Source organism: Rhodococcoides navarretei, assembly GCF_038069675.1.
In the GTDB taxonomy this organism is placed as follows: domain Bacteria; phylum Actinomycetota; class Actinomycetes; order Mycobacteriales; family Mycobacteriaceae; genus Rhodococcoides; species Rhodococcoides navarretei.
In genome coordinates, this window is the sequence record NZ_JBBPCN010000001.1 from 3,763,723 (window position 1) to 3,790,606 (window position 26,884).

Here is a 26,884-nt window from a genome sequence, read left to right on the forward strand (position 1 = left end):
AGGAGCTCAATGCCTGTGCAGACCGCCGTGGTCGTTCTCGCTGCGGGTGCAGGTACCCGAATGCGGTCGAAGACTCCGAAAGTTCTGCACCCCCTCGCCGGCCGCACGATGCTCGCGCACGCTCTCCACGCAGCCGCCGACCTCGGCCCCGACCATCTGGTGACCGTCGTCGGGCACGATCGCGAGCGAGTGACCGACGCCGTCAACGACCTTGCGGCCACCTTCGGTCGCACGATTCACACCGCCGTCCAGGATCGCCAGCTCGGCACCGGACACGCCGTCCAGTGCGGCCTCGCGGCCCTTCCCGACGACTTCGAGGGCACGATCCTCGTCACCGCGGCCGATGTTCCCCTGCTCGACGGCCACACACTCAAAGCTCTGCTCGACGAGCATCTGAGCGCCCCGCGGCCCGCGGCTGCAACAGTGCTGACCTTTCTTCCCGACGATGCCAACGGCTACGGCCGCATCGTCCGCACCGACGACGGCGAAGTGGCCGAGATCGTCGAGCACGCCGACGCCACCCCCGCTCAAGTGCTGATCGGTGAGGTCAACTCCGGCGTCTACGCATTCGACGCCGTTGCACTGCGTACCGCCCTGGGCAAACTCAGCACCGCCAACGCTCAGCACGAGCTGTATCTGACCGACGTCGTCAAGATCAGCAAGGCCGACGGCAAAGCCGTCTACGGCACCCAGCTCGCCGATCCCGATCTGGTGGTGGGCGTCAACGACCGCGTCCAGCTCGCGCACGTCACGTCCGTGCTCAACCGCCACATCGTCGAACGGCACATGCGGGCCGGAGTCACCGTCGTCGACCCGTCGACCACCTGGATCGACATCGACGTCACCCTCGGCGCGGACGTCCGCATCGAACCCGGCGTCCAACTCCACGGCAAGACCCACATCGCCGACGACGCCATCGTCGGGCCGGACTCGACCCTGCGTGACGTCGAGATCGGCGAGCGCGCGTCGGTCGTACGAACCCACGCCGAGCAGGCCGTGATCGGACCTGACGCCACCGTCGGGCCGTTCACCTACCTTCGTCCCGGCACGGTGCTGGGCGAAGGCGGCAAACTCGGTGCCTACGTCGAGACGAAGAACGCCACGATCGGCAACCACACCAAGGTTCCGCACCTCACGTACGTCGGCGACGCCACGATCGGGCACCACAGCAACATCGGTTGCTCCAACGTCTTCGCCAACTACGACGGCGTCAACAAGAGCCGTACGGAAATCGGATCCCACGTACGGACCGGTTCCGACTCGACGTTCGTCGCACCCGTGCATGTGGGCGACGGCGCTTACACCGGTGCAGGAACAGTGGTTCGGGACGATGTTCCTCCCGGCGCGCTGGCTGTCTCCGGTGGCAAGCAACGCAATATCGAAGGCTGGGTCATCGACAACAGGCCCGGAACCGAAGCTGCGAAAGCAGCGGCGCTCGCAGATCGTGATCGGCAAGAACAAAAGGACGGCGAAGAGCAGTGACCACCCCTAATTGGATCGACAACCAGAAGAACCTGATGTTGTTTTCTGGTCGAGCACATCCGGAGTTGGCCGAGCAGGTCGCCAAGGAACTCGGAATCGACGTCACCCCGCAGACCGCGCGTGACTTCGCCAACGGCGAGATCTTCGTTCGCTTCGAGGAGTCGGTCCGCGGATCGGACGCCTTCGTGCTGCAGTCGCATCCGTTCCCGCTCAACACCTGGCTGATGGAACAGCTCATCATGATCGACGCGCTCAAGCGCGGATCGGCCAAGCGCATCACCGCGATCCTGCCGTTCTATCCCTATGCGCGACAGGACAAGAAGCACCGCGGCCGCGAGCCCATCTCCGCCCGCCTGGTCGCCGACCTGCTCAAGACTGCAGGAGCCGACCGCATCATCACCGTCGACCTGCACACCGATCAGATCCAGGGCTTCTTCGACGGCCCCGTCGATCACATGCATGCACACAGCCAGCTCGCCGATCACATCCGCGGTAAGTACAGCCTCGAGCACATCACCGTCGTCTCCCCCGACTCCGGCCGTGTGCGCGTCGCCGAGAAGTGGGCCGACTCGTTCGGCGGCGCACCGCTCGCCTTCATCCACAAGACGCGTGACCCGTTGGTGCCCAACCAGGTCAAGTCCAACCGCGTGGTCGGTGACGTCGAAGGCCGCACCTGCATCCTCATCGACGACATGATCGACACCGGCGGCACCATCGCCGGAGCAGTCAAGGTACTCAAGGAAGCCGGAGCGGGTGACGTCGTCATCGCTGCAACCCACGGCGTGCTGTCCAACCCGGCCGCCGAGCGCCTCGCCAACTGCGGTGCCAAGGAAGTCGTCGTCACCAACACCCTGCCGATCAGCGACGAGAAGCGCTTCGACACGCTGACCGAGCTCTCGATCGCTCCGCTGCTGGCTCGCACCATCCGCGAGGTCTTCGAAAACGGTTCGGTGACAAGCTTGTTCAACGGCAGCGCCTAGTACCCCTTGGTCATTCCGCAGGCTCCACTCCCGACCCCCTAGTCTGTTTCGCTCGATCCGAAACCCGCCCCGCCCACTCTCCGTCCGCGTCGCATGAACTACGTCACGTCCGTGACCCGAACATGCAGCTCGCGAGACGGGGGTGTGCGGGGCGGGTTTTGTTGTCACCTAAGATGACTCGTCGTGATCGACGCAGACTCTTCCCACGGCCCGGCTGGAACTACTACGGTCAGAATCGCCCGATGGACGCCGGGCGGGTGCGTCTGGTGCGGTAGCACCGACAGCGTCGAGGACTTCCGAAACGAGCCGCGCTGTGGTCTGTGCCGCGAGAAGGAAGCCGTCATCGACGAGGCCAAGCACTTCATCGGGATGTACGGCCTGCGCCCTCTGGGCGGCACGCTGGCGTCCGAGGACGAGGAGGAGCGCGAATACCGCGTCACCGCTCGGGATGCACGTGAGGTGCTCAACCGTATTCGGCTCGAGAAGCTGCCCGATCCGGCTGCCGTCCGCAAAGCGTTGCGTCCCAGGGCCGCTGCCGCAGGGAACGCACCGGCCTCGCCGACGTCCGCTCCGGCGAAGGCACCGACGAAGAAGTCGCAGGCCGGTGTCACCGGAATCGATGCGATCGAACTGCAGTCCCGCGTGGAGAAGTTGCTCGGCCAGCTCACCTCCGTCGACGAGCAGATCAGCGCGCTCGACGGCGTGCAGGGCCTGCCTGCACGTGCTCGCATGAAGGATCTCGAACGGCAGCGGACAACCGTGCTGTCCACTCTGGCCGCGCTCGAGAAGGCTCGTCGCCGCACCAACTGATCCACGTAGTCTGATCGAGTGCTACGCAAGCGTTCGATCTCACGGCAGGTGCTCGACGTCACCTACGCCGTCGTCTTCGTTCTTCTGCTGCTGCCGTCGACCCTGAGCGGACCCTACGGCTCTCCCGCCGTGGTTGTCCTGATCGGGTTCGGCCTCGCACTGGCAGTTCGGCGCCGATCACCGCGACTGTCGTTGGCGCTCGCCTGGGTGCTCGCCGTCGTACAGATGGTCGGCGGGGTACTCGATCTCTCGGCCGATACAGCGATCTTCGCGATCCTGTATTGCACGGCCGCGTACGGCGACAACGTGATTCGACGCCTCGGGCTGGCGTCGGCCGTCGGCGGCGGAGTGATCGCAGCGTTGTATCTGGCCTACGTGGACGGCAATCCATTCGGTTCGCCGACCGAAGAGGTCTACCAGGAACCTCGGTTCCTACAGTTCGCCCTACTCCTCGCGGGCCTGTGGGCGATGCTCGGTCTGTCCTGGGCCCTGGGCCGGCTCGCCTACGCGCGCCGCTCGGCCATCGAATCCGCACACGCGCGCGAGCTTGCCGAGGTACATCAGGCCCGCGCCGAACACGAAGTGGCAATCGAGCAGGAGCGCAACCGAATTGCCCGCGACATGCACGACATCGTGGCGCACTCGCTCGCCGTGGTGATCGCGCAGGCCGACGGTGCACGCTATGTGCGCGCCGTCGATCCCGCTGCCGTCGACACCGCACTGACGACCATCTCCGACACCGCCCGCGAGGCTCTGTCCGACGTTCGGGTGCTACTGGGGCAGCTTCGGCACAGTCAGGGTGATCTACCGACCCCTGGCCCTGGCGATCTGGAGCGCCTGTTCGATCAGATGCGTGCCACCGGCCTGACCATCGACTCCTCGATAGACCCCACCGAGGTGTCGTTGGGCGCCGGAACGCACTTGGCGCTGTATCGCATAGCCCAAGAATCGCTGACCAACGCCCTGCGACACGGTGATCCGGACCGACCGGTGACCGTGACCATCGAATCCGATTCTGCCGGCGTCGAACTGACGGTGCGCAACAGCGTTCTCCCCAGGCGTTCGAGCCCCGAAACCTCCGGTCACGGAGTCGCAGGAATGAAAGAGCGCGCCAGCCTCGCCGGTGGTATGTGCACCGCGACCGGCGACGGCTCGTCGTGGACCGTGACTGCCTGGCTTCCTGCCGCCGGATCGTCCACGAAGGGAATCAACTGATGGCCGATCGAATCAAGGTGGCGCTGGTCGACGACCAGCAACTGTTCCGGGCGGGCATTCGCATGCTCATCTCCTCACAGGCCGATCTGGAGTTCGTCGGCGAGGCGGGTAACGGACGAGAAGCCGTCGAGCTCGCCGCGTCGGCGACTCCGGACGTGATGCTCATGGACGTCCGGATGCCGGTGCTCGACGGTATCGCCGCCACCGAGCAGATTCTGGCTGCCTCCGATACTCCTCCGCGGATCCTGGTCCTGACGACGTTCGACCTCGACGAGAGTGCGGCACGGGCAATTCGTTCGGGGGCAAGTGGATTCGTACTCAAGGATGCGGACCCGGAATTTCTGCTCGCCGCGATCCGCACGGTGCACGCGGGTAATTCGGTGATCGCCGCCTCCGCGACAACGGGTTTGCTGGCTCATTTCACGCCGACGCCGGTGGTGCCGAAGGTTCCGGATGCGTTCGCCACTCTCACTGCGCGGGAGAAGGAACTCTTCAGGCTCACAGCCCGCGGATTGAGCAACTCGGAGATCGCCGAGCTGGAGTACCTGAGCGAGGCGACGGTGAAAACGCACATCAGCCGCATATTCGCCAAGCTGCACCTGCGTGATCGGGTGCAGCTGGTGGTCTACGCATTCGAGCACGGACTCACCGGAGACTGACCCCGAAGTCATCCTTCAGATGTACGAGGCGAAGACTCGCGCCTGATTACTCCGGTCCGCCGAGTTCATAGCGTTGTGGACATGACGACAACACATCCCCCGGTCGCCCGGGCATTTCAGGTCAGCAAGTATTTCGGCGACTCCTCCAATCCGGTGAGCGCCCTCGACAACGTATCTCTCGATATACACAGCGGACAGTTCACTGCCATCATGGGTCCGTCCGGTTCCGGAAAGTCGACCCTGATGCATGTCATGGCAGGCCTGGACAACGCCAGCGCCGGACATCTGATGTTGGCCGGCGCAGACATCACCTCGGCGAACGACGACGCTCTGACGACGTTGCGGCGCAAGCAGGTCGGCTTCATCTTTCAGTCCTTCAATCTCGTCCCCACCCTCGATGTTCGGGGCAACATCCTGCTGCCGTTCGAGCTCGACGGCCGCGCGCCCACCGCGCAGGAGTCGGCATGGATCGAGCAGCTCATCGACACTCTCGGACTGCAGGAGCGGGTGAACCACCGCCCGCATCAGCTCTCGGGTGGGCAGCAGCAGCGCGTTGCGATCGCCCGGGCGCTGGGCACACGGCCGCATCTGATTTTCGCCGACGAGCCCACCGGCAACCTCGACTCCCGCACCGGCCGTGAGGTTCTCGGCCTACTCGCTGCAGCGGTGCGCGAGTACGGCCAGTCGATCGTCATGGTCACCCACGACCCCATCGCGGCCAGCTACGCCGATCGCATCGTCTTCCTCGCCGACGGGCACATCGTCGACGAGCTGGGACGTTCCAATGCGGAGCAGATTTCGAGCTACATGCTGGGAATGGAGAGCGGGAGTGGAGCCGGCAGGAACGACCTCGAGAAGACACGGAGTGGAGCCGGCAGGAACGACCTCGAGGGAGCAGCATCATGAATGGATTGACTTCTGCTCGGGCGTCGAAGGAGCACGGTGCCAGCATTCTGGTCACCTCGCTGGCGTCGTTCTTCGGTGTGGTCTTGATTCAGGCCACGGCGTTTCTCGTCGATATCTTCGGGGACGCCGACGGTGCGGCCGTCACTGCGCTGTACAGCGTGGCGCTGGTATTCATCGGCCTCGCGTTGTACGTCGCGGCGGTGGTCACCTCGAACACGTTCGCGACGATCGTCGCGGGGCGCACCCGCACCATCGCACTACTTCGACTGCTGGGAGCCCGCTCTCGTGACCTGCGCCGATCGGTAGCACGCGAGGGCCTCGTCGTCGGATTGTTCGGTGGCGCAGTCGGTATGGTCCTCGGCGTCGGCGCGAGTCACCTGGCCCGGGCCGTTGCGGTCTCGGCCGGTCAGCTGCCGGACGTGCAGTACACGTCCGTTCAACCGCTGGTGATTCTGCCGGTTGTCATCGTGGTGCTGACGACGACTCTCGCGTCGTATGTCGGATCTCGAAAGGTCCTGGACGTGACGCCTGTACAGGCAACCGGAGGTGCCGTCGACACGGGAGTGGAGGCTCCGCGGTCACGTCGTGTCAGGACGGTGCTGTCGATCGTGCTGATCGCAGGCGGAGTCGCGCTGCTCGGCCTCGGGATCTTGGTCGGGATGCTCAACCCGGGCGGTGTTCTGGTCGCCTTCCTCGGTGGTGTCGCGTCGTTCACCGGAATCATGGTCGGTGCCTACCGAATTCTGCCCGCGACGCTGAAGGCGGTAGGCAGACTGTTCGGCCGCGGACCAGCGGCGAGATTGGCCTCGGCCAACGCAATTCGCTATCCGGATCGCAGCACCCGCACCGCGGTGGGATTGCTGATCGGGGTGACGTTGGTGACGACGTTCGCGGTCGCGATGTACAGCTACCGGTCGATGCTCGTCAACGAGTTCGACGAAGCATCGGTCGACCAGGTCCTCACCGTGACGGTGGGAATCATGACCGGCCTCATCGGGTTCTCGGCTGTGATCGCGGCGGTCGGGATGGTGAACAATTTGCTGCTGAGCATTCTGCAGCGCACCCGGGAGATCGGTCTGCTCCGCGCACTCGGATTCACCCGCAAGCAGATTCGGGCGATGATCGTCTCGGAGAGCAGCCAGATGGTGGTCGCATCGATGGGCTTCGGTCTGATCCTCGGCATCGTCTACGGCTGGGCCGCAGCACAATCGCTGCTGGGCTCCCTGGATTCGCGCGGGCTCACCGCACCCACCCTGCCGTGGGCCGTCATCGCCGGAACGGTGTTGTGCGGTGGCCTCCTCGCACTCGGTGCGTCACTGACACCGGCGCGACGTGCGAATCAGATCTCGCCGGTCGTTGCGCTGGCGGATGCCTGATCGCGAGGCTTCGGGCCGGGTTGCGCACTACCGACGCCGATCGACGGGATGCCGTCGATCGGCGGTCGTAGCGTGCACTGGTGCCCACTCTGCCGGGCACTGCCTGTGGATAACGTCATCGAGTTATCCACAATTGCGAGATTGCCACTGTTGCAGGGGCTCCATAGCCGCAACGGTGTACCAATGGGGGTTTACACGGCGCAGCAATTGGTGGCGCAAGGGCTCAGTACGAGCACGATTTCGAAGCGATCGCAGTCGGGCGAACTCGTACGCCTACTGCCGAAGGTCTACGCGACGAAGAAACCGGACTACTTCGACCTGTGCACCGGTGCGACTCTGTGGAGACCGGATGCCGTGCTGAGCCACGAAAGTGCGGCCTGGTTGTGGGGACTGATCGACTACGAACCGCGTCTCGTCTCGGTCACGGTAGCCCCGAACACCCAGTCGAGGTCGGTGCCCTGGATTCGAATCCATCGCCGACGCCTCCTGCTCGATGCCGTACTCCACCGAGGCCTGCGAGTCGTGTCACTGGAACAGACATTCGTCGACATCGCGACCTCGTTGTCGACGCCCGATCTCGAGAAGTTCTTCGACAACGCCATCGATCATCATCTGCCGTGGCGACGGGTTGCCGCATTGTGTGACACGGCCAAAGGAATGCACGGTATGGCTGCCGTTCGGAAGCAGCTTCGAACATGCTGCCCGAGAACACGATCCGAGCCGGAGCGCGTGGTAGCGCGGGCATTGACCGCTCGCCACTTCACAATGGAGACCAATGCGCGCGTAGGAAAGTTTTACGGCGACCTGGTCGACTTTTCCGCACGAGTCATCGTCGAAATCGATGGCCGAGAGTTCCATACGGATCCCGCCACGTTCAACAACGATCGTCGACGGCAGAACGAGTTGGTGCTCGACGGCTGGTTGGTGCTGCGATACTCGGCGGCGACGGCACTTGCGGAGTTGGATCGCGTTGTGGACGAAATCATCACCGTGGTGCGGCGTCGCCGAAAGTCGATCGCGGCAACGGACCGTCGACTCCCGTGAACGCGCGGATGTGGCGGGCCGGAGTGCGCACTACCGACGCCGATCGACGGGATTCCGACGATCGGCGATCGTAGCGTGCACTGGTGCCCACTTGGCGCGAGCTACGCACCCTTCCGCGCAAGGATGAGCGCGAAGCGGGAGTCGGTGTCGGTCCACAGATGCTCGACGTCGAATCCTGCTGCAGCCAGTTCGTCGGTGATCCCCTGCGGTCGAAACTTCGCCGAGATCTCGGTGCGGAGTTCCTCGCCTTCATCGAAGTGCACGTGCAGATCGAGATCGGCGAGGTACACCTCCTGCGCCGACGTGGCGCGGAGCCGCATCTCGATCCACTCCTGCTCGGCGTTCCACAGAGCGACGTGCTCGAACGCATCGACATCGAAGTTCCCACCGAGCCGAGAGTTGATCACCGACAGCACATTTCGATTGAACTGCGCTGTCACCCCTGCGGCGTCGTCGTATGCCGGGACCAGCACGTCCGGGTCGATGACCAGCCCGACACCGAGCAACAGATACTCGCCCGAATCCAGGGCACCGGCGATAGCCCCCAGGAATTCCTCGCGCTCCTCGGGAATGAGGTTGCCCAGGGTTCCACCGAGGAACGCAATCGTCCGCCGAAGGCCGTCCGGCAGATTGCTCAGAGTGTCGGTGAAATCGCTGACGATGCCGCGCACGTCGAGGGCGGGGAACTCCAGCGAGAGCTGCTCGATGGCACCTTCGAGCGCCGTGACCGATACATCCTGCGGCACATACGTTTTCAATGATCCATGCTTGACCCCGGCCGCGAGCAGGATCTTCGTCTTCTCCGATGAACCCGAGCCCAGCTCGATCAACATCGTGGATTCGGTTGCCTCGGCGATATCGAGGGCATGTTCTTCGAGCAGTGCCCGCTCGGTTCGGGTCGGGTAGTACTCCGGCAGGACGGTGATCTGCTCGAACAACTCGCTGCCCACGGCGTCGTAGAAGTACTTGGGCGAGAGCCACTTCGGATCGGATGTGAGCCCGTCCCGCACGTCCTTGCGTAATTCGTCCACCAGTGCCGTGTCTGCGAGGTGTACCTCGACAGTGCTCATCTGTGCTCCTCTTCATCGAGACGGGAAACGGTGAAATCCGATGCCGTGGCGACGACAAGACTGCGGTCGTCGATGGGCGTCCAGTCGGAGTGATCGTCGGTGGGTTCGGACGCGATGGTGACGGCGTCGCCGGAACTGCGGACGGACAATGCGTGATGCACTGCGGTGGCGTACAGGTTTTCCCCATCACCGAGGAGGAAGTTGAGCCTGGAGCCCGGTGCCCGTGCTTCGATGCGCCGCACCAACGTGGCCAGGGCTGCTGGCGGTTCGAGGCGGGTGAGCAACTGGAGCAACACGATCCAGACAGCGGCCGCATCGGTCGGAGCCGGCAACGTGAGTGCATCCTCGGGCGGCACCTCGGACCACAGGTCGGTCAGCGAATGGGGCCAGCCGCGGACGACACCGTTGTGACTGAACGCCCAGCGGCCGTCGGTGAACGGCGCGCAAGCCGAGCGTTCCACCGGCATTCCCACCGTGGCCGATCGCACCGCGGCGATCACCGACGTCGACTCGAGCTGCGGCAGAACATCGTCGACGGCCGGATCGGTCCAGATGGGCATGGGATTGCGGTAGCCGCGAACAGAATCGGCGTCCCACCAAGCCACACCGAATCCGTCGGCGTTGATGGTGCCGCCGCCGCGCATGTCGTCGGGGGCATACGACTGCACACGCAGGCTGTGATCGCCGTCCGTGAGCACTCCCCCGACGGAGGTGCGAGGGCCGAGATACCCGAGGTGACGGCACATTCAGCTGGGCTCGACGTCGCGGGCCAACCGGAACCCACTGAAGATCTGCCGGCGAATCGGATGGTCCCAGTTACGGAACGTGCCTCGGCACGCCACCTCGTCGGTTCCGAACGAGCCGCCGCGCAACACCTTGTAATCGCCGCGAAGAAACACCTCGGAGTATTCGGCGTAGGGGAACGCCTCGAAGCCGGGGTACGCCTCGAACTCAGAGGACGTCCATTCCCACACGTCACCGATGAGGTGATGCACACCGGCAGCGGAGGCACCGTCGGGATAGGCACCGACGTCCGCCGGTTCCAGATGCCGCTGGTTCAGATTGGCATGTGCAGCAGTGGGTTCGGCGTCGCCCCACGGATAGGCGTGGCTGCTACCGGTCCGGGCGTCGTAGCGCGCGGCCTTCTCCCACTCGGCCTCCGTCGGCAGACGCTTACCTGCCCAGCGGGCGTAGGCGTCGGCCTCGAACCAGCTGACGTGCACCACAGGCTGATGCGGGCGCACCGGCTTACGCACGCCGAAGCTGCGACGCCACCACGTGCCGTCGGAGTCGGTCTCCCAGAACTGAGGAGCCGTCAGATTCGCATCGACGCGATGGTGCCAGCCCTTCTCGGTCCACAGTTCACGGCGTTCGTAACCGCCGTCGGCGATGAAATCCGTGAACTGCGCGTTGGTGATCGGGGCTCGGTCGATGGCGAACGTCGGTACGTGCACGGCATGAGCCGGGCGCTCGTTGTCCAGTGCCCACGGGTCGAGCGAGGTCCCCATCGAGAACGGGCCACCGGCGATGACGGCCTCACCCGACACCGGCACCGTGGAGGCAGGCGGAGCAGGAGCCGTCAGAACCGCAGGCCCGACGCGCAATTGATGGGTCGCGAGCATGGTCTCGTCGTGCTGCTGTTCGTGCTGGGCAATCATCCCGAAAGCAAAACCGAGCTTCTCGACGGGCCTACCTTGAAACGTAGTGCGATCCAACACGTCCCAGGCCTTGTCGCGGACGGTCTGCACATAGACGCGCGCCTCGTCCGGAGTGAGCAGCGGAAGCGACGTGCGCGACGAACGCGAGTGCTTGAACGCGTCGTACAGCTCGTCGATATCGGGACGCACCGGATCACGACCGCCGACGTCACGGACGAGCCAGAGCTCTTCCTGGCTGCCGATGTGCGCGAGGTCCCAGACCAGCGGACTCATCAGCGGCGAATGCTGTGCCATCAGTTCGGTCTCGTCCACACAGTCGGTGAGTGCCGCACTGCGGGCACGACTGCGAGTGAGGACCGTTTCGATCCTGCTCCTGAGTTGTTCGGCGCTCACACCGATTCCTTTCGATTCCGAAAATCCGGCGATGCCATATCGAATTCACTGGGAGGTTCGCCTGAACTGCACCGACGGGATGCCGCAGCGAGGTGGTCGGAGTACTCCCCGCCGACCTCCGCTGCGAGATCGAGCAGTTCGGTTGCGGCAGTGCGGAGATCGAGATCTGCCAGCCCGACGCGAGCCGCGTCGAGCCAGCGTCCAGCCGTCCCAGCTCCGATCTCGGTGGCGCGAGCCACCAGCTCGGGTGTGGACAGCAACGCCTCGAACGCGGCTGCGGGAACCACCCACTGGCCGTCCGGCTGAGTGTCGAGATAGCGAATCTCGAAGTAGCCGCAGGCGCGTACCCGAGGGAACAAGGTGGTCAGGTGATAGTCGAGATCACCGTGAGTCGCTGCGCGGCCGACGATGTCGGGATCGTCCAACCACTGAGCGAACGTGGTGCCCGCCGGCGCTTCCCAGTTCCGCGTGGTGCCCTGGATGCAGAGCAGTGGCACGTCGAGTGCCCAGCTGGCATAGTCCGCGATCGGGTCGCCGGTGTTCGGTACCGCAGTTCTACTGGAATCCGTTCTGCTGGAATCCAGTTCGAGCCACGTCCGCATGCGCTGGGATGCCCACGTTCCATCGGGAGCTCCGGCGAGTTCGGGCGAGCGTGCAAAGGCAGCCACGAATGCCGGGCCGATCACGTGGAGCATCCGCCAACGCGCGGCAACGTCGGCGCGATCCCGGCCGGCGTCGACACTCACCTGAGTCGCTGCGGTGTTGCACATCATCAGCTTGCCGTACGGGCCGATGGTGGTGAATCGGCTTTCCATCGCGCAGTACCGCGGCAGGGTGAGAAGCCGCTCGGGGGCGCGAGTCGCGTCGGCCGGAACAGCGAGGATGTCGATGCCGGAGGCGTCGAGCATGTCGCGCAACAATCGGGCATCCGCGTCGAGCATCGGCGCGAGCTCGGAAACGGATGTATAAGGCGAACTGGACAATTCGACTTGACCGCCGGGTTCGACGGTGACGATGCTTCCGCCCGGCAACGGCTGGGCGGGCGACTCGGGAGCGATACTGCGCGGGGAATGATCACCGAGCGCGGCTGCGAGCGCAGAAAGGGTGGGACGCGTTCCGTCGTCGAGGGCGGTGAGCCACTCGAGTTCGGCACCGATGAGAGCCGGTGGCCCCAGCTTGAAACACACCTTCGACACGTATGCCTCTGCTGCCGGGCGTGAGCTCAGCTCCAGAGACTTCTCGTTGGACGACACTCATTCCTTCTTTCCGCACTCAACACGTTCTTCGCTACCGAACGTACCCAGCTGCGGGGATCGAAAACGCCGCGATCCCGCGCCCTGACGAGGCTACCGATTGTGGAACTCTGGTGCCCGAGAGTTCGCTACCGAAAGGACCACCGATGCTCGATCACGACCGCATTCGACGTGACACCCCCGGTGCGTCGGGCCGGGTGTTTCTCGACAGCGCCGGATCCTCGTTGCCCCCGACCGTCGTCCTCGATACCGCGATCGCACATCTGCGGCGAGAAGCAGAAATCGGTGGCTACCGGGCCGCGAGCGAGCGGCTCGACGACCTCGCAGCCGTCAAGACCTCGATCGGAACTCTGATCGGAGCCCCGGCGTCGGGCATTGCACTGAGTGATTCTGCGACGCGGGCCTGGACGGACTTCTTCTACTCGGTACCCCTCTCCCCTGGTGATCGGATCCTGCTGTGCGAGGCCGAGTACGCCAGCAATGCCATCTCCGCCCTCCACCGCGCCGAGGTCACGGGCGCGACGGTGGAGATCGTCCCGAGTGACCGGTCGGGACGGATCGACGTCGACGCGCTGACAACCATGCTCGACGACCGCGTGAAACTGGTCTCGGTTGTACACGCGCCGACCAACGGGGGCCTGATCAACCCTGCTGGTGCCGTCGCAGATCTCGCGCACCGCCACGGGGCTCTCGTACTGCTCGACGCCTGCCAATCCATCGGGCAGATGCGCGTCGACGTCGAGGAATTGGGCGTCGATGCGCTCTCCGCCACCGGTCGCAAATGGCTTCGCGGCCCCCGCGGAACCGGTTTCCTGTACCTGCGTCCCGGATTGGCGTCGACTCTGCATCCGCCGGCCCTGGACCTGCACAGCGCCCAATGGGTCGACCGACAGACCTATCGAATGGCCGACGACGCCACGCGATTCGAGTTCTGGGAATGCGACGTCGCAGCCAGGCTCGCGCTCGGTGCTGCCGTCGACTACCTGCTCGAGCTCGGCATCGACCACGTCGAAGAAGCCGTTGCCGAACGCGCCGAATACCTACGTGCCGGGCTCGGACGAATTCCCGGAGTGACAGTGCGGGACCTCGGCGATCACAGGAGTGGCATCGTCTCCTTCACCGTCGACGGCGAAGATCCCGTGGCCGTGCGCGACCGACTCGCCGACAGCTCGGTGACGGTGACGGTCAGCCACCGGGGCTCGACGCGAGTGGACATGGAGGGCCGGGGACTCGACGCCGTCGTCCGCGCGTCTCCCCACTATTTCGTCACCTTCGCCGAACTGGACACGATGCTCGCTGCGCTCGCACGTGAGTGACACTTCGTAGCAGGGTCGGCAGGAGTGGAGCCGGCGGAACGACCCGCCGAACCGTCGCTCACATAGGCAGCCACACCGATTGCAGAAACCAGGAGTCCACCGATTCCGAGCCAGGTGATCGCGTCGCCGAACATCACGAATGCCCACAGCATGGTCGTCGGCGGGGTCAGGTAGAGCAGCACGCTGGCGCGAGTCGGTCCGTTGCGACGCACGACGAACAGGTACGCGCTGTATGCCCCGAAGGTCGAGAGCACGACCGTCCAGGCGACAGCCGCGAGAAAGCCCGACGTCATCGGCGGTGCGACGTCTCCGGCCAGCGCACTCCAGGTCATGAATCCGACTGCGCTGATGGAACATTGGATGGCCATTGCCAGCGCGATCGGCTCTTTCGGTGCCAGCATCCGTTGACCGATCGTGCCCACCGACAGCGCCAGCATCCCCGCGGCGGGGAGTAGGTAGACCGGCCACGCGAGATCGGCACCGGACATGTCTCCGACCACCACCAACGAGACACCCGCAATCCCGACGACGAGTCCCAGCGTCTGCCGGCCGCCGACGCGTTCACCGAACATCCTGCTCGACGCCATCGCGACCACCAGCGGCTGCAGCGCGGCGATCAACGCGGCGACGCCGGGTGGCACGCCCATCCCGATGCCGGTGATCGTGGCACCGAGGTAGAGGAACTGGCAGAACAGGCCGATGACCGTGTGGATGCGGACCGCATGCCAGGTGGGCGTCAGGTGCAGGTATCCGCACCAGGCGATCAGCAGCAGTGCAGCGGCAAGGTAACGCCAGGCCAGCAGCGTGTGGGCGGGTGCTTCAGCGGTTCCGAGCTCGGCTCCGATGAAGCCCGAACTCCACAGCACCACCAGAGCGGTCCCTGCGATGACATCGATGCGTGTTCTCATGCAGCGAGATAAACATACAGGTCTGTATACTTGCAGTGCACCTACCGTTGACCAGCGCTTTCGAAAGGTAGTCATGCTCGAAAAGCCGCTCACCCCCGCAGGGGAACGCATCCTCACCGTCGCCAGCGAGCTGTTCTACGCCCGCGGCATCCGCGCCGTCGGAGTCGACCTCATCGCCGAGGAGGCCGGCACCACGAAGAAGACCCTGTACGACCGTTTCGGCTCCAAGGACGGCCTGGTACAGCACTACCTCACCCGCCGACACGGTCTGTGGTGCGATCACGTGACGCAGTACGTCGAGTCCCTCGAGCCCGGCGACGCGCGCATCCTCGGGGTGTACGACGCCCTCGAACTGTGGATGCGCGACAACCATCGCGGCTGCGGATTCGTCAATGCGTTCGCCGAGTTCGGCGGCACCGCCAGTCCGGTGGTCGCGATCATCGAGTCGGAGAAGAACTGGACGAGATCGTTGTTCGCGCGACTGGCCGCGGAGGCCGGATACCCCGATGCCGAGCAGCTGGGAACCCGACTGTCGGTAGTGCACGAGGGTGCGGTGGTGATGGGGACGGCAGGTGGCCGAGACGATGCGGTCTCCGTGGCGCGCGGCATAGCTGCCGAATTGCTCGCTGCGCTCGCACGTGCACGGTAGTTCGTAGCAGGGGTCGAACTTCCGCGCACATGACCTGGTCGTGTATTGTCTTCCAGGTTGTCTCGGCGAGGGTAGATCCGACTGAATCCGGATCCACCGTTATCGACGCGGCTCGGCCCCGTTGGCCGCGCTCGTTCGTGTCCGCCCCGACGAGCTTGACCGCCCGACGAAGTACGCCGCACGAACCACTTTTATCAGGAGCATTCAGCACCATGGCATCGAAGGTAAACAATCTCACCGCGCAGGTCCGCACCGAATTCGGCAAGGGCGCGGCTCGCCGCACCCGCCGTGACGGCCAGGTTCCGGCCGTTCTCTACGGACACGGCACCGACCCCCAGCACCTCGCGCTCGACGCTCGCGCGTTCGCAGCCGTGCTGCGTAACGATGGCACCAACGCCGTGCTGACCCTCGACATCGACGGCAAGTCGCAGCTGGCGCTGACCAAGTCGATCGTCGTGCACCCGATCCGTCGCAGCATCGAGCACGCCGACCTCCTCGTCCTGAACAAGGGCGAGCGCGTCACCGTCGAGGTCAACATCATCGTCGAAGGCGATGCCGCTCCGGGCACCCTGGTCGTCACCGACTCGACGTACATCGAGATCGAGGCCGACGCTCTGGAGATCCCCGAGAACTTCGTCATCTCCGTCGAGGACGCCCAGATCGACACGCAGTACTACGCGAGCGATGTCCAGCTGCCTGACGGTGTCACCTTGGTGTCCGACCCCGAGCAGCTGCTCGTCAACGTCACCGAGGCACCGTCCGAGGAAGAGCTCGAGGCCGAAGGCGAAGGCACCGAGCCGATCTCCGAGGAAGGCGAAGCCGAGACTCAGGAAGAGGCCGAGAGCCACGAGGGTTCGGACGAGGACAGCAAGGACAGCGACAGCTGATCTCGCTCCACGAACCGCGTACGACGCGCTGCTCCCACGCCGGGTGCAGCGCGTCGTTCGTTTCGAATGACCGATGAGAGAATGACGACCGTGAGTGATGCCCCTGAAGCGCCGGCCCTGATCGTAGGCCTCGGCAATCCCGGTCCGCAGTACGAAAAGACCCGCCACAACGTCGGATTCATGGTCGCCGACGCCCTGGCCGGACGCGTCGGATCGACGTTCTCCTCGCACAAGAAGTCCAACTCCGACATCGTTCAGGCTCGCCTCGGCACTCGGTCGGTGATCATCGCCAAGCCGCGTACCTTCATGAATCTCTCGGGCCAGCCGGTCGCGGCCTTGGCTCGATTCTTCTCCGTCGACCCGGCGAACGTCGTGGTGGTGCACGACGAATTGGACATCGACTTCGGTTCTCTGCGGCTCAAGCTCGGCGGCGGCGAAGGCGGCCACAACGGGCTGCGCTCGATCTCGCAGCACCTGAGCACCAAGGACTACCTGAGGGTTCGCGTGGGCGTCGGACGTCCGCCCGGACGAATGGATCCGGCGTCGTTCGTGCTCAAGCCGTTCTCGGCCGCCGAGCGCAAGGATCTCGGCGTCGTGGTCGAAGAAGCCGCAGACGCCGCCGAACTCCTGCTCTCCGCCGGCCTCGAAGCGGCCCAGAACAGGGTGCACCCTCGCTGAACCTCACACCCTTTTTCTGAGGCGCGCGCCCCTTCTCGCTTCCGAGGGCACACGCGCACCCCGCAGAAAGGGTGTGAGGTCCGCGGCCGCGTCAATTCAACAGCGACACCGAATTCGCCCGTCGCAATTTGCCGCTCGACGTCTTCGGAATACTGCCCGGGCCCAACACCGCAACGGTGCGTGGCCGCACACCCACCTCCGAGTGCACCGCGTGGATCACTTCGCGTTCGATGCGCTTGACTTCGTCCGGATTGTCGATGTCGTTGGTTTCCACTGCCACGGCGAAACTTTCACGCTTGTCGCCTGCATCGAGCCGAATGGCGACGGCATTGCCCGGCCGCACACCTGCGACAGTGCCCGCGGCCCGTTCGATGTCGGTGGGATAGATGTTGCGACCACCCATGATGATGACGTCCTTGATGCGACCGCACACGACCACCAGTTCGTCCTCGGTGATGTAGCCGACGTCGCCGGTATCGAGCCAGCCGTCGGCGTCTTGCGTCGACACCGGGCCTTCGACGGTGATGTATCCGGGCGTGACGGCCTTGCCCCGCACCTCGATGATGCCGACGCCACGGGCGGTGAGCACCTGCCCTTCCTTGTCCACGACGCGACCCTCCAACCCGGGAACGAACTTGCCGAGCGTGGCGAGAGATCGGGTGTTGCCACGGGTGGACGGGACGGCGCGTCCCAGGGTTTCGAGCAGATCCGCGTCGACCATGTCGATCACCTGCCCCTGGTCGGGATCCGGAATCGACACTGCCAGAGTCGTTTCCGCCATTCCGTACACCGGAGCGAGCGCCAACGGGTTCAGCTTGTACCGAGCACCGGCCTCGGCGAGGGCGATCATGGTGTCCGGATCGACCGGCTCGGCTCCGTTCCAGGCGTACCGCAGAGTCGACAGATCGAGATCCAGATCGTCCTCGGCCTGACGCAAGCGCCGCGCCAGCAGCGAGTACGCGAAATTCGGTGCTGCCGTGACAGTTCCACGGTATTTGTGAATCAGCTTGGCCCACAACAGTGGTGAGCGCAGGAAGTCCAGCGGAGTGATACTGACGACCTCGGCACCGACCTGCATCGGCACCGACAGAAAGCCCACCATCCCCATGTCGTGGAACAGTGGCAGCCAGCTGATCATCACGTCGGAGTCGACATCGAATTCGATGCGGTCGATCATCGCGTACGCATTGACGTAGAAGTTCTCGTGCGTGATCCGCACCGCCTTCGGCGAACCCGTCGAACCGGACGTGAGTTGCTGCAGCGCGATATCGGACTCGGCCGTCGGCACCGGATCGATGTCGCGACCGGTCTTCATGTCCTCGATCTTCAGCACAGTGATGCCGCGCTCCTCGAGCACCGGTGCGGCGATGTCGAACGGAGCCCCCAGAATCACGGCCTTGGCCTCGATCATCCGCACGACGGTCTCGGTGTCCTCGCCCCAGACGGCGAGGTCGGTCCTCGGAGTGGGCTGGTGCAGCATGGTCACCGATCCCCCGCGCATCCACGTCGCCTGGCACGCGGGCGCGATGTCCACCGGCTGACCGGCCAGGATGCCGATCGCGTCCCCGTGTTCGACGCCTGCGTCCGCCAGAGCACCGGCCATCCGACGCGCCTGCTCGTGAATCTCACCCCACGACTGCCGCAGCGCCTCGTCGGGCTCGCCGGTGACCAGACCGTGCTTGCTGGTGCTCGCGGTCTCGAACATCTCTTCGGTGAACTTGCTCAACGCGCATCTCCTCGTGAGGGATCTCCCGGCCCACCGTTCACAGTAGGCACTCCCGCCCCGACCGAGGGGTACAACGGGCCGCGTATCCTTGATTTCTGCCCCGGCGACCGATTCGGTGCCGCCCTTGCTAGGAGAATGAGGTTTTCGTGAGTACCCCGTCCAGCACCCCCGACGTCGACGCAACGCTCGACGGGTCCGGACCGGCAACGCTCGACGAGCCCGGCCCCTCCAAGAGCCCGGCCAAGGAGCTCGAGACCGAGGTCGCGAGGCGTCGAACATTCGCGGTGATCTCGCACCCGGACGCCGGTAAGTCGACGCTCACCGAAGCTCTCGCCCTGCACGCACGCGTCATCTCCGAGGCCGGTGCCATTCACGGCAAAGCCGGTCGCCGCTCCACCGTCTCGGACTGGATGGAGATGGAGAAGGCCCGCGGTATCTCGGTGAGTTCGACTGCGCTGCAGTTCAATTACCAGACCTCCCCCGACGCCGAGATCACCAACGTCATCAACCTCGTCGACACCCCGGGCCACGCCGACTTCTCCGAGGACACCTACCGCGTGCTCACCGCCGTCGACGCGGCCGTGATGCTGATCGACGCCGCCAAGGGCCTGGAGCCACAGACCCTCAAGCTGTTCCAGGTGTGCCGCCAGTTCGGCATCCCGGTGATCACCGTCATCAACAAGTGGGACCGCCCGGGCCAGTCGCCGCTCGAGCTGTTCGACGAGATCGAGTCGCGGATCGGCCTGACGCCGACGCCCCTCTACTGGCCCGTCGGCATTGCCGGCGATTTCCGCGGGCTGCTCGACGTGCAGGACGGCAGCTACATTCGCTTCACCCGTACCGCGGGCGGTGCGACCATCGCGCCCGAGGAATTCATGTCGGCAGAGGCAGCCGCCGAACGCGAGGGCGTCGACTGGGACACCGCCGTCGAGGAGAGCGATCTGCTGATCTCGAGCGGTCAGCAACACGATCAGGAGATGTTCCTGGCCGGCCAGACGTCGCCGGTGATCTTCGGCTCGGCGATGCTCAACTTCGGCGTCCGGCAGATTCTCGACACCCTCGTGGCCCTCGCGCCGTCACCCGGCCCGCGTGACGACGTCTCCGGCGGCGTACGCGAGGTCACCGACCCGTTCAGCGCCGTCGTGTTCAAGGTGCAGGCGGGCATGGACACCGCCCACCGCGACCGACTGGCATTCATGCGCGTGGTCTCCGGAGTGTTCGAGCGCGGCATGGTCGTCACGCACTCGCAGACCAAGAAGCCGTTCACCACCAAGTACGCGTTGACGGTGTTCGGTCGCGATCGAACGACCGTCGAGAATGCCTACCCCGGAGACATCGTCGGCCTCGTGAACGCGACCGCCCTGGCCCCGGGCCACACGCTCTACACCGACAAGAAGGTCGAGTTCCCCCCGATCCCGTCGTTCGCACCCGAGCACTTCTCCGCCCTGCGCGTCGACAGCGCCGACAAGTACAAGAAGTTCCGCCGGGCCGTCGAGCAGCTCGACTCCGAAGGCGTCGTGCAGGTGTTGCGCAACGACATTCGCGGCGATGCGTCCCCGGTTCTCGCCGCCGTCGGACCCATGCAGTTCGAGGTGGTCACCGCACGAATGAAGACCGAATTCGGCGTCGACGCTCGAATGGAACCACTCGGATACTCCTTGGCCCGACGCACCGACGCGGCCTCGGCGGTCGAGTTGGGTCGCCAGCGCGGTGTCGAGGTGTTCACCCGCACCGACGGCGCGCTGTTGGCACTCGTCAGCGACAAATGGCGGTTGCAGTACATCCAGAAAGAGATGCCCGAGCTGACTCTCGAACCACTTGTCGCCGCCGGCGATCAGTAGCCTCTTCAGGTGCTGATCGAGCTGCTCGACGCCGAATTCAGTGTCTTCGGCAACCCGGTGCTGTGGCGTGAGGTGGTCGGAAACGGCTTCGGATTGCTCTCCGCGATCGGTGGGATGCGACGCGTCGTGTGGGCGTGGCCGGTGGGGATCATCGGAAATGCGTTGCTGTTCACCGTCTTTCTCGGCGGCGTGTTCCATACGCCGCAAGCGTTGGACCTCTACGGTCAGGCCGGTCGGCAATTGATGTTCATCGCCGTGAGCGTCTACGGCCTGGTGCGCTGGATGCGAGATTCCAAGCAGACGGGGTCCGCCGTTCTCCCACGGTGGGGCACGACGAGGGAGCGGACGGCGATGGTCGTCGTCGCGATCGTCGGCACGGTGGTGTTCGCGCAGTTGTTCGGCTATCTCGGCTCGTTCGGCAAGTGGGCCGACGCGTGGATCTTCACCGGATCCATGTTGGCAACCTTCGGAATGGCGCGGGGACTGACCGAATTCTGGCTGATCTGGATCGCAGTGGACGTGGTGGGCGTGCCACTGCTCATCATCGCCGGTTTCTACCCGTCCGCGGCTCTGTACCTGGTGTACGCCGCGTTCGTTGCCTGGGGATTTGCCGTGTGGTTGAGGATCCAGAACAAATACATCGGTCAAAAAATGGCGTCGTAAACAATCGTGATGCTACTCTCAGCGTGTCCGAACAAACTCAAAGTACGTTTTGGCGTGCTCGACGCCGAGTGACTCGTCCTGATCGATACCCGATCGTGACATCTCGGCGCGGAACCACCTGGGAATCACGATGAAGTTGAAGACGACATGACAAAGGGATCGAACTACCCACTGGCCGGGATCAAGGTCGGTGGCGCTCCCGCGCATCGTTTGGCGACGCCGCCGACGTCCGATTCCACTTCACCCATCGGTGGTCGCACCGATTCTTCGGCGGCAGCGCCCGCCGAGAAGGCGGCCGAGACCTCTTCCATCGACAAGTCGACGACAGAGGCCACGTCCACCGAGAAGGCGTCCGCAACAACGCCTGCACCAGCACCGTCGTCCGCCACGGTTTCAGCGCCCACCCGTACGGATCGACGTCGTCCAGATAAGCCCGCCACGGAATCGAACGAGGTTGAAGTGACTACAAGCGATCAGATCTCAGAACACGGCCTGCCCACCAACGGCCGCTCCACATCTCACGGCTCCAGCGCCGGCACCTCGCCGTCGCTCGGTCGGGGTCAGGCACCCGACCGTCGCACCGCCATGGGCGTCGCATCGGTCCGTATCGCAGGACGCTTGACCCAGAACGAGCTCGGCAGCCGCACCGGCGACATCCGCACTCCCGACACCTCCGTCGGCCCCGACGAGCTTCTCCAGCTCCTGGGCGAGTACCTCGTCTCGGGCGGCCTGCAGAACCCCGAGATCCACGTTCGCTCCAACGGCCAGACCATCGTGCTCGACCTGCAGAACCCCGCCAAGGGCTACCGCTGACCGCTGCCGGTCACAGCAGTCGCTGGAACGCCTCTGGTCGTACCATCTCGAGTACCAGAGGCTTCCATTGCGGCGCTCGGTCCTTATCGACCAACACCGCACGAACACCCTCGGCGAAGTCCGGCTCGGTGATGATCCACGTCGCCACCCGTAGTTCGCGATCGAGGCATTCGCGCAACGTACTGTCGGCCCCGCGTGCGATCAGTGCGTCGGTGGCCATCAGGGACGTCGGCGACAGCGTCGCCAGTTGAGTCTTCGTCGTCCGTGACCACGATGTGTCGCACACCAACGCGTCGATGATGTCGACAAGAGATTCCTTCTCGAACACTGCCGCCACCGCCTTCGCGTCGAAGGACAGCTCAGCCGTCGGCGGTGCGGCGGTGTAGCGATCCAACACCTCGTGCACGTCGACGCCTGCGAGGATGTCCGCCTTCAGAGCAGACACCGACTCGCTGGGGCAGAAGTGCGTCGCCAAACCCAGTGCGAGCGCATCGGATCCGGTGATCCGAGTTCCCGTCAGCGCCAAGTACCGTCCGACGCGGCCCGGTAGGCGCGAGAGAAAATAGCTCGACCCCACATCCGGCACGAAGCCGATCGCCGTCTCGGGCATGGCCAACACCGCGTTCTCGGTGACGATGCGGATGCTGCCGTGGATCGAGATACCCAACCCACCACCGAAGGCCGCAGCCTCGATGACGGCGATGTACGGCTTGGGGTAGCCGGCAATCACCTCGTCGAGGTCGTACTCGGCCGCGAAGTACTCCCGACCGGCCTCGTCGTCACCGTCGACGACGGCCTGCCGGATGGCCTTGATGTCTCCGCCCGCGCAGAACGCCCGCGGCGAACTACTGGTCACCAGAACAGAACTGACCGCGTCGTCGTCACGCCACGCCTCTAGGGCGTCGCGGATGCCCTCGATCATGGCACCGTTCAAGGAGTTCAGTGCCTCCGGCCGGTTCAGGACGATATGCCCCACGCCACCCGCGATCTCGGCTTCGACAACGGCCACTGTTGACTCCTTCACACGCAGATCGTTCGACGCGTAACAGTAGCGCTATTCGCGAGCCTCGACCGACCGCGGACGCGCGTCACCCGGGATATCGGCAGGCGCACAGGACCGCTCCTCCGCAGTGAACCACCCGCGGTACAGGAACAGCTGGCCCATCACGGGACTCTCGACCTTGATCTCGATGCGATGCCGTTCCTCCGACGCGTCCCACCACTCCCGGCCGATGGTCAGCGCCGAGGCCACCTTCGGCAGTTTCGGTGCCACAGGGCCGAGGAGGAATCGCGGTACCTCGCTCTCGAGAATCAGACCGCCCTCGGCGTCCACCTCGCATCTGGTGTGCACCACCATGTCCGAGGAGAATCCCAGATAGTCCAGGGCATACGCGTCGGACTCGGCGGAGGACACCATCACCGAATTCATTCCCTGCGGCCGACCGGGGAAGGCAAAGCGACGCACGAAAGACAGTGTCTCGCGGCCCAATTCGTCGACATACGCATAGTTGGCGATGGTGAACGGCACGTCCTTGCCCACACCTGCGGGGAACAGACCACGCTTGCGTCCGGCCCACAGCAACGGCGGCGGAACCAGCCGAGAATGGGTCATCTCCTCCATCACGCCCACCCCGAACTGAGCGAGATGATCCGAGGACTGCAATCCGAAACGCCACTGAACCTTGGGATGCAGACGGGCGAAATCCGAACCGAGTACTTCCGCGACGACCGATGTCATGACTCCAGTATGCGCTGCGCGCACGTGCACGAAACTTCGTAGTGGACTACGAAGTTCCGTTCACATGCGGCGGAGCCGCTCACTCCAGCTCGGCGGCCAGTTCCATCCATCGTTCCTCGGCGACATCCTTGTCGGCGAGGACCTGCTTGAGTTCGGTGTCGAGGGCGACGAGCTTGCCCGGCTCGGTGGACGCGTCGACGAGTTCGGCGTGCAGCTCCACCTCACGCTTGGAGAGTCGAATCACGAGCTTCTCGAGCTTGCTGAGTTCCTTGCGAGCCGCGCGTTCGGAGGCGGCATCTCGGGTTGCCTTCCGCGGTGTGCCGCCGGTGGTCAGCGAGTCCGGCGTCGCGTCGGCCGCGAGGACGGCCCGCCGGCGCAGGTACTCGTCGATACCGCCGGGCAGGTTGGTGAGCTTGCCGTCGCCGAACAATGCCCAGGTGGAGTCGCAGATGCGCTCGATCAGGTACCGATCGTGACTGATGACGACGAGAGTGCCCGCCCAGCCGTCGAGGATGTCTTCGAGCTGCTGCAAGGTGTCGATGTCCAGGTCGTTGGTGGGCTCGTCGAGCAGCAGCACGTTCGGCTCGGCCATCAACACGCGCGTCAGCTGCAGCCGACGACGCTCACCGCCGGAGAGATCCCCGACGGGTGTGCGCTGACGCGCCGGGGTGAAGCCGAGCCGTTCCGCGAGCTGGCCGGCAGAGATCTCTCGGTCGCCCAGGGTGATCCGCTCGGCCACTTCCTTGACCGCATCGAGAACCCGCAGCTTCTTGGGTAGATCGTCCAATTCCTGCTTCAGCCAACCGATCTTGACGGTCTGGCCCTGGATGCGCTTACCGGAAGCCGGCTGCAGTTCACCGGCGAGCGTGCGGAGCATCGTCGTCTTACCCGAACCGTTGACGCCGACGAGACCGACGCGCTCACCGGGAGCGAGTCGCCAGGTGAAGTCCTTCACCAATTCGCGGCCGTCGGGGGTCTCCAGGCGCGCGTCCTCGAGTTCGATGACGACCTTGCCGAGTCGGCGCTGAGCAAAGGAGGACAACGCGACGGAGTCACGCGGGGCGGGAACGTCGGCGATCAGAGCCTCGGCCGCCTCGATGCGGTACTTCGGCTTGGAGGTACGGGCCGGGGCACCGCGGCGCAGCCACGCCAGTTCCTTGCGCGCGAGGTTGCGTCGACGTTCCTCGGACGCGTCGGCCTGACGGGACCGCTCGGCACGAGCGAACACCCAGTCGTTGTAGCCACCCTCGTAGGCCTCGACGCCGCCGCCGACCACTTCCCACGTGCGATTGGCGACGGTGTCGAGGAACCAGCGATCGTGGGTGACGACCACCAGCGCACTGCGACGGCTGACCAGGTGTGCGGCCAACCATTGCACGCCCTCGACGTCGAGGTGGTTGGTCGGCTCGTCGAGAACCACGAGGTCGAGATCCTGAACCAGGGCCGCTGCCAACGCAACTCGTCGACGCTCACCACCGGAGAGATTGTCGATCGGCGCGTCGAGTCCCGAGCTGCCTGCGGGTCCGAGATCGGCAATACCGATGCCGGTGAGAATGTTCCGCACCCGAGAATCTCCGGCCCACTCGTGCTCGGCCATTCCGAGTGGGTCGAGGACCACCTGGCCGACGGTCGACCCGGGCGGCAACACACCACGCTGGGTGACGACGGCCATCCGCAGGCCGTTGACTCGGCTGACGCGTCCCGAATCGGGCGGCTCGATGCCGGCGAGAACTTCGAGGGTGGTGGTCTTACCGCCGCCGTTGAGGCCGACCATGCCGATGCGTTCACCCTCCTGCACACCGAGAGAGACGCCGTCGAGCAGCGGTTTCACGCCGAAGGACTTACTGACGTTTTCGAGATTGACGAGATTGACCATCAGGAAAAACCAATCGATTCGCTAGTGACAACACGAGCACCGGGAACCGGTCCACTCGCAACACGGACGGTGCGGCACACGCCGGCACCGGACAATTCAGCGCTCACCGACACCGCCGCGTCGGCGTCGGCGCACAGGAACGCGCAGGTGGGGCCCGAACCGGACACGATGCCCGCCAACGCCCCGGCGGTGACTCCCGCACGCAGCGTGCGACGCAACTGCGGCATCAGCGACACCGCAGCGGCTTGCAGGTCGTTGCCGAGCAACGGCGCGAGCGCACGCGCATCGCCGGACGCCAGCGCATGCATCAGATCCTCGGTGCCGCCGAGGCGAGGCGGATTGCCCTTGGCGCGCAGCTCGTCGAGTTCGTTGTAGACGGCAGGCGTCTGCAGACCGCCCTTCGCCAACGCCAGCACCCAGTGAAAACTGTTGCGCGAGAGCACCGGAAGCAGCTTTTCCCCGCGTCCGGTTCCGACCGCGGTGCCGCCGTGCAACGAGAACGGCACGTCGCTGCCGAGCTCGGCCGCCACCTCGTCGAGCTCGTCACGCGAGAGATCGAGATGCCACATCGCGTTCAGTGCCACCAGAGTCGCGGCAGCATCGGCACTTCCGCCTGCCATGCCGCCGGCCACCGGAATTCCCTTGTCGATGGTGATCTCCACCGACGGCTCCCGCCCGACCCGACGCCCCAGCAACTCCGCGGCCTTCCACACAAGATTTCTGGAGTCCGTGGGAACCACTCTCGCGTCGTCGCCGCGTACCCGAACCGAGAGTGTCTTGGCCGGAATCAGCGACAGTTCGTCCGAGAGCGAGAGCGCCTGGAACACCGTCGTCAGCTCGTGGAAGCCATCGGGGCGCAGGTCACCGACCGAGAGATGCAGATTCACCTTCGATGGGGCCCGAACGACGACGGGTGTGGGAACGACAGACAGCACGAGTAACC

26 protein-coding genes are annotated in these 26,884 nt (G+C 64.9%); 15 read left to right on the plus strand and 11 right to left on the minus strand.

Annotation, left to right across the window (positions count from 1 at the left end; genetic code table 11):
* Positions 1 to 9 precede the first annotated feature (9 nt).
* The 8 genes from glmU to AABD04_RS17610 all read left to right on the plus strand — a co-directional run bounded on the left by glmU (position 10) and on the right by AABD04_RS17610 (position 8,472).
* Positions 10 to 1,482 carry a bifunctional UDP-N-acetylglucosamine diphosphorylase/glucosamine-1-phosphate N-acetyltransferase GlmU gene (glmU, locus tag AABD04_RS17575; RefSeq protein WP_243608406.1) on the plus strand — a complete coding sequence of 491 codons (1,473 nt, stop codon included), beginning with the start codon at positions 10 to 12 and terminating at the stop codon, positions 1,480 to 1,482.
* On the plus strand, positions 1,479 to 2,462 hold the full coding sequence (locus AABD04_RS17580) for a ribose-phosphate diphosphokinase (protein WP_308198140.1): 984 nt from the start codon (positions 1,479 to 1,481) through the stop codon (positions 2,460 to 2,462). The genes glmU and AABD04_RS17580 overlap by 4 nt, the downstream gene beginning before the upstream one ends.
* Before the next feature lie 183 nt (positions 2,463 to 2,645).
* Positions 2,646 to 3,272 carry a hypothetical protein gene (locus AABD04_RS17585; RefSeq protein WP_341441953.1) on the plus strand — a complete coding sequence of 209 codons (627 nt, stop codon included), beginning with the start codon at positions 2,646 to 2,648 and terminating at the stop codon, positions 3,270 to 3,272.
* 18 nt (positions 3,273 to 3,290) lie between these two features.
* Complete coding sequence (locus AABD04_RS17590; RefSeq protein ID WP_341441954.1) at positions 3,291 to 4,487, plus strand: sensor histidine kinase; 1,197 nt, start codon at positions 3,291 to 3,293, stop codon at positions 4,485 to 4,487.
* Positions 4,487 to 5,146, plus strand: a complete 660-nt coding sequence (locus tag AABD04_RS17595) for a response regulator (protein WP_243596238.1) — start codon at positions 4,487 to 4,489, stop codon at positions 5,144 to 5,146. The genes AABD04_RS17590 and AABD04_RS17595 overlap by 1 nt, the downstream gene beginning before the upstream one ends.
* 81 nt (positions 5,147 to 5,227) lie before the next feature.
* A complete protein-coding gene (locus AABD04_RS17600) occupies positions 5,228 to 6,052 on the plus strand; it encodes an ABC transporter ATP-binding protein (protein ID WP_341441955.1) in 825 nt (274 codons plus the stop codon).
* Positions 6,049 to 7,428 (plus strand): ABC transporter permease, encoded by a 1,380-nt coding sequence (locus AABD04_RS17605; RefSeq protein ID WP_341441956.1) that lies wholly within the window; start codon positions 6,049 to 6,051, stop codon positions 7,426 to 7,428. The genes AABD04_RS17600 and AABD04_RS17605 overlap by 4 nt, the downstream gene beginning before the upstream one ends.
* Before the next feature lie 183 nt (positions 7,429 to 7,611).
* Positions 7,612 to 8,472: a DUF559 domain-containing protein gene (locus AABD04_RS17610; RefSeq protein ID WP_341441957.1), complete on the plus strand. Its 861-nt coding sequence runs from the start codon at positions 7,612 to 7,614 to the stop codon at positions 8,470 to 8,472.
* A gap of 101 nt (positions 8,473 to 8,573) precedes the next feature.
* Here AABD04_RS17610 and egtD read toward each other — a convergent pair whose 3' ends face one another.
* The 4 genes from egtD to egtA are packed head-to-tail and all read right to left on the minus strand — an operon-like array spanning position 8,574 to position 12,846.
* Positions 8,574 to 9,542, minus strand: coding sequence for an L-histidine N(alpha)-methyltransferase (gene egtD / locus AABD04_RS17615; protein WP_341441958.1), 969 nt, complete (start codon positions 9,540 to 9,542; stop codon positions 8,574 to 8,576).
* The gene (egtC, locus tag AABD04_RS17620; RefSeq protein ID WP_341441959.1) at positions 9,539 to 10,288 is read right to left on the minus strand and encodes an ergothioneine biosynthesis protein EgtC; all 750 of its coding nucleotides are present in this window, start codon (positions 10,286 to 10,288) and stop codon (positions 9,539 to 9,541) included. Before egtC ends, egtD begins: the two co-directional genes overlap by 4 nt.
* On the minus strand, positions 10,289 to 11,593 hold the full coding sequence (gene egtB, locus AABD04_RS17625; RefSeq protein WP_341441960.1) for an ergothioneine biosynthesis protein EgtB: 1,305 nt from the start codon (positions 11,591 to 11,593) through the stop codon (positions 10,289 to 10,291).
* Complete coding sequence (egtA, locus tag AABD04_RS17630) at positions 11,590 to 12,846, minus strand: ergothioneine biosynthesis glutamate--cysteine ligase EgtA (protein ID WP_341441961.1); 1,257 nt, start codon at positions 12,844 to 12,846, stop codon at positions 11,590 to 11,592. Before egtA ends, egtB begins: the two co-directional genes overlap by 4 nt.
* Positions 12,847 to 12,992: 146 nt before the next feature.
* Between egtA and AABD04_RS17635 the strand changes: the two genes are divergently transcribed.
* Positions 12,993 to 14,162: an aminotransferase class V-fold PLP-dependent enzyme gene (locus tag AABD04_RS17635; protein WP_341441962.1), complete on the plus strand. Its 1,170-nt coding sequence runs from the start codon at positions 12,993 to 12,995 to the stop codon at positions 14,160 to 14,162.
* On the opposite strand, the gene AABD04_RS17640 is transcribed toward AABD04_RS17635, so the two are convergent.
* On the minus strand, positions 14,105 to 15,070 hold the full coding sequence (locus AABD04_RS17640; RefSeq protein WP_341441963.1) for a DMT family transporter: 966 nt from the start codon (positions 15,068 to 15,070) through the stop codon (positions 14,105 to 14,107). The two genes, AABD04_RS17635 and AABD04_RS17640, sit on opposite strands and share 58 nt — an antisense overlap.
* Positions 15,071 to 15,143: 73 nt before the next feature.
* Between AABD04_RS17640 and AABD04_RS17645 the strand changes: the two genes are divergently transcribed.
* From AABD04_RS17645 to pth, 3 genes are all read left to right on the plus strand, one after another.
* The gene (locus tag AABD04_RS17645; protein ID WP_341441964.1) at positions 15,144 to 15,719 is read left to right on the plus strand and encodes a TetR/AcrR family transcriptional regulator; all 576 of its coding nucleotides are present in this window, start codon (positions 15,144 to 15,146) and stop codon (positions 15,717 to 15,719) included.
* 212 nt (positions 15,720 to 15,931) lie between these two features.
* Positions 15,932 to 16,606 carry a 50S ribosomal protein L25/general stress protein Ctc gene (locus tag AABD04_RS17650; protein ID WP_341441965.1) on the plus strand — a complete coding sequence of 225 codons (675 nt, stop codon included), beginning with the start codon at positions 15,932 to 15,934 and terminating at the stop codon, positions 16,604 to 16,606.
* An 81-nt stretch (positions 16,607 to 16,687) separates the two neighbouring features.
* Positions 16,688 to 17,284, plus strand: a complete 597-nt coding sequence (pth, locus tag AABD04_RS17655; RefSeq protein ID WP_341441966.1) for an aminoacyl-tRNA hydrolase — start codon at positions 16,688 to 16,690, stop codon at positions 17,282 to 17,284.
* Positions 17,285 to 17,375: 91 nt separating this feature from the next.
* On the opposite strand, the gene AABD04_RS17660 is transcribed toward pth, so the two are convergent.
* Positions 17,376 to 19,010, minus strand: coding sequence for a fatty acyl-AMP ligase (locus AABD04_RS17660; protein WP_243596225.1), 1,635 nt, complete (start codon positions 19,008 to 19,010; stop codon positions 17,376 to 17,378).
* Between the two features lie 146 nt (positions 19,011 to 19,156).
* On the opposite strand from AABD04_RS17660, the gene AABD04_RS17665 reads away from it, so the two are divergent.
* Both AABD04_RS17665 and pnuC read left to right on the plus strand, forming a co-directional pair.
* Positions 19,157 to 20,851 (plus strand): peptide chain release factor 3, encoded by a 1,695-nt coding sequence (locus AABD04_RS17665; protein ID WP_243596224.1) that lies wholly within the window; start codon positions 19,157 to 19,159, stop codon positions 20,849 to 20,851.
* 9 nt (positions 20,852 to 20,860) lie between these two features.
* Positions 20,861 to 21,514 carry a nicotinamide riboside transporter PnuC gene (gene pnuC, locus AABD04_RS17670; RefSeq protein ID WP_243596223.1) on the plus strand — a complete coding sequence of 218 codons (654 nt, stop codon included), beginning with the start codon at positions 20,861 to 20,863 and terminating at the stop codon, positions 21,512 to 21,514.
* 164 nt (positions 21,515 to 21,678) lie between these two features.
* On the opposite strand, the gene AABD04_RS17675 is transcribed toward pnuC, so the two are convergent.
* Positions 21,679 to 21,903 carry a hypothetical protein gene (locus AABD04_RS17675; RefSeq protein ID WP_341441967.1) on the minus strand — a complete coding sequence of 75 codons (225 nt, stop codon included), beginning with the start codon at positions 21,901 to 21,903 and terminating at the stop codon, positions 21,679 to 21,681.
* Between the two features lie 70 nt (positions 21,904 to 21,973).
* Between AABD04_RS17675 and AABD04_RS17680 the strand changes: the two genes are divergently transcribed.
* Positions 21,974 to 22,327, plus strand: coding sequence for a hypothetical protein (locus tag AABD04_RS17680; protein ID WP_243596221.1), 354 nt, complete (start codon positions 21,974 to 21,976; stop codon positions 22,325 to 22,327).
* 10 nt (positions 22,328 to 22,337) lie between these two features.
* Here the strand turns inward: AABD04_RS17680 and AABD04_RS17685 are convergent, their stop codons facing one another.
* From AABD04_RS17685 to AABD04_RS17700, 4 genes are all read right to left on the minus strand, one after another.
* A complete protein-coding gene (locus AABD04_RS17685) occupies positions 22,338 to 23,336 on the minus strand; it encodes an enoyl-CoA hydratase/isomerase family protein (RefSeq protein WP_243596220.1) in 999 nt (332 codons plus the stop codon).
* Positions 23,337 to 23,381: 45 nt separating this feature from the next.
* On the minus strand, positions 23,382 to 24,065 hold the full coding sequence (locus tag AABD04_RS17690) for a DUF4166 domain-containing protein (protein ID WP_243596219.1): 684 nt from the start codon (positions 24,063 to 24,065) through the stop codon (positions 23,382 to 23,384).
* A gap of 79 nt (positions 24,066 to 24,144) precedes the next feature.
* Entirely contained in the window at positions 24,145 to 25,941 is a 1,797-nt protein-coding gene (locus tag AABD04_RS17695) for an ABC-F family ATP-binding cassette domain-containing protein (protein WP_243596218.1), read from the minus strand.
* A complete protein-coding gene (locus AABD04_RS17700; RefSeq protein ID WP_243596217.1) occupies positions 25,941 to 26,876 on the minus strand; it encodes a 4-(cytidine 5'-diphospho)-2-C-methyl-D-erythritol kinase in 936 nt (311 codons plus the stop codon). The genes AABD04_RS17695 and AABD04_RS17700 overlap by 1 nt, the downstream gene beginning before the upstream one ends.
* Positions 26,877 to 26,884 lie beyond the last annotated feature (8 nt).

Bases quoted from the DNA above. Each gene is read 5' to 3' on its own strand.
- glmU (WP_243608406.1), top strand. From the start codon at position 10: ATGCCTGTGCAGACCGCCGTGGTCGTTCTCGCTGCGGGTGCAGGTACC.
- AABD04_RS17595 (WP_243596238.1), top strand. From the start codon at position 4,487: ATGGCCGATCGAATCAAGGTGGCGCTGGTCGACGACCAGCAACTGTTC.
- AABD04_RS17600 (WP_341441955.1), top strand. From the start codon at position 5,228: ATGACGACAACACATCCCCCGGTCGCCCGGGCATTTCAGGTCAGCAAG.
- AABD04_RS17605 (WP_341441956.1), top strand. From the start codon at position 6,049: ATGAATGGATTGACTTCTGCTCGGGCGTCGAAGGAGCACGGTGCCAGC.
- AABD04_RS17610 (WP_341441957.1), top strand. From the start codon at position 7,612: ATGGGGGTTTACACGGCGCAGCAATTGGTGGCGCAAGGGCTCAGTACG.
- egtD (WP_341441958.1), bottom strand. From the start codon at position 9,542: ATGAGCACTGTCGAGGTACACCTCGCAGACACGGCACTGGTGGACGAA.
- egtC (WP_341441959.1), bottom strand. From the start codon at position 10,288: ATGTGCCGTCACCTCGGGTATCTCGGCCCTCGCACCTCCGTCGGGGGA.
- AABD04_RS17635 (WP_341441962.1), top strand. From the start codon at position 12,993: ATGCTCGATCACGACCGCATTCGACGTGACACCCCCGGTGCGTCGGGC.
- AABD04_RS17640 (WP_341441963.1), bottom strand. From the start codon at position 15,070: ATGAGAACACGCATCGATGTCATCGCAGGGACCGCTCTGGTGGTGCTG.
- AABD04_RS17645 (WP_341441964.1), top strand. From the start codon at position 15,144: ATGCTCGAAAAGCCGCTCACCCCCGCAGGGGAACGCATCCTCACCGTC.
- AABD04_RS17650 (WP_341441965.1), top strand. From the start codon at position 15,932: ATGGCATCGAAGGTAAACAATCTCACCGCGCAGGTCCGCACCGAATTC.
- pth (WP_341441966.1), top strand. From the start codon at position 16,688: ATGACGACCGTGAGTGATGCCCCTGAAGCGCCGGCCCTGATCGTAGGC.
- AABD04_RS17690 (WP_243596219.1), bottom strand. From the start codon at position 24,065: ATGACATCGGTCGTCGCGGAAGTACTCGGTTCGGATTTCGCCCGTCTG.
- AABD04_RS17695 (WP_243596218.1), bottom strand. From the start codon at position 25,941: ATGGTCAATCTCGTCAATCTCGAAAACGTCAGTAAGTCCTTCGGCGTG.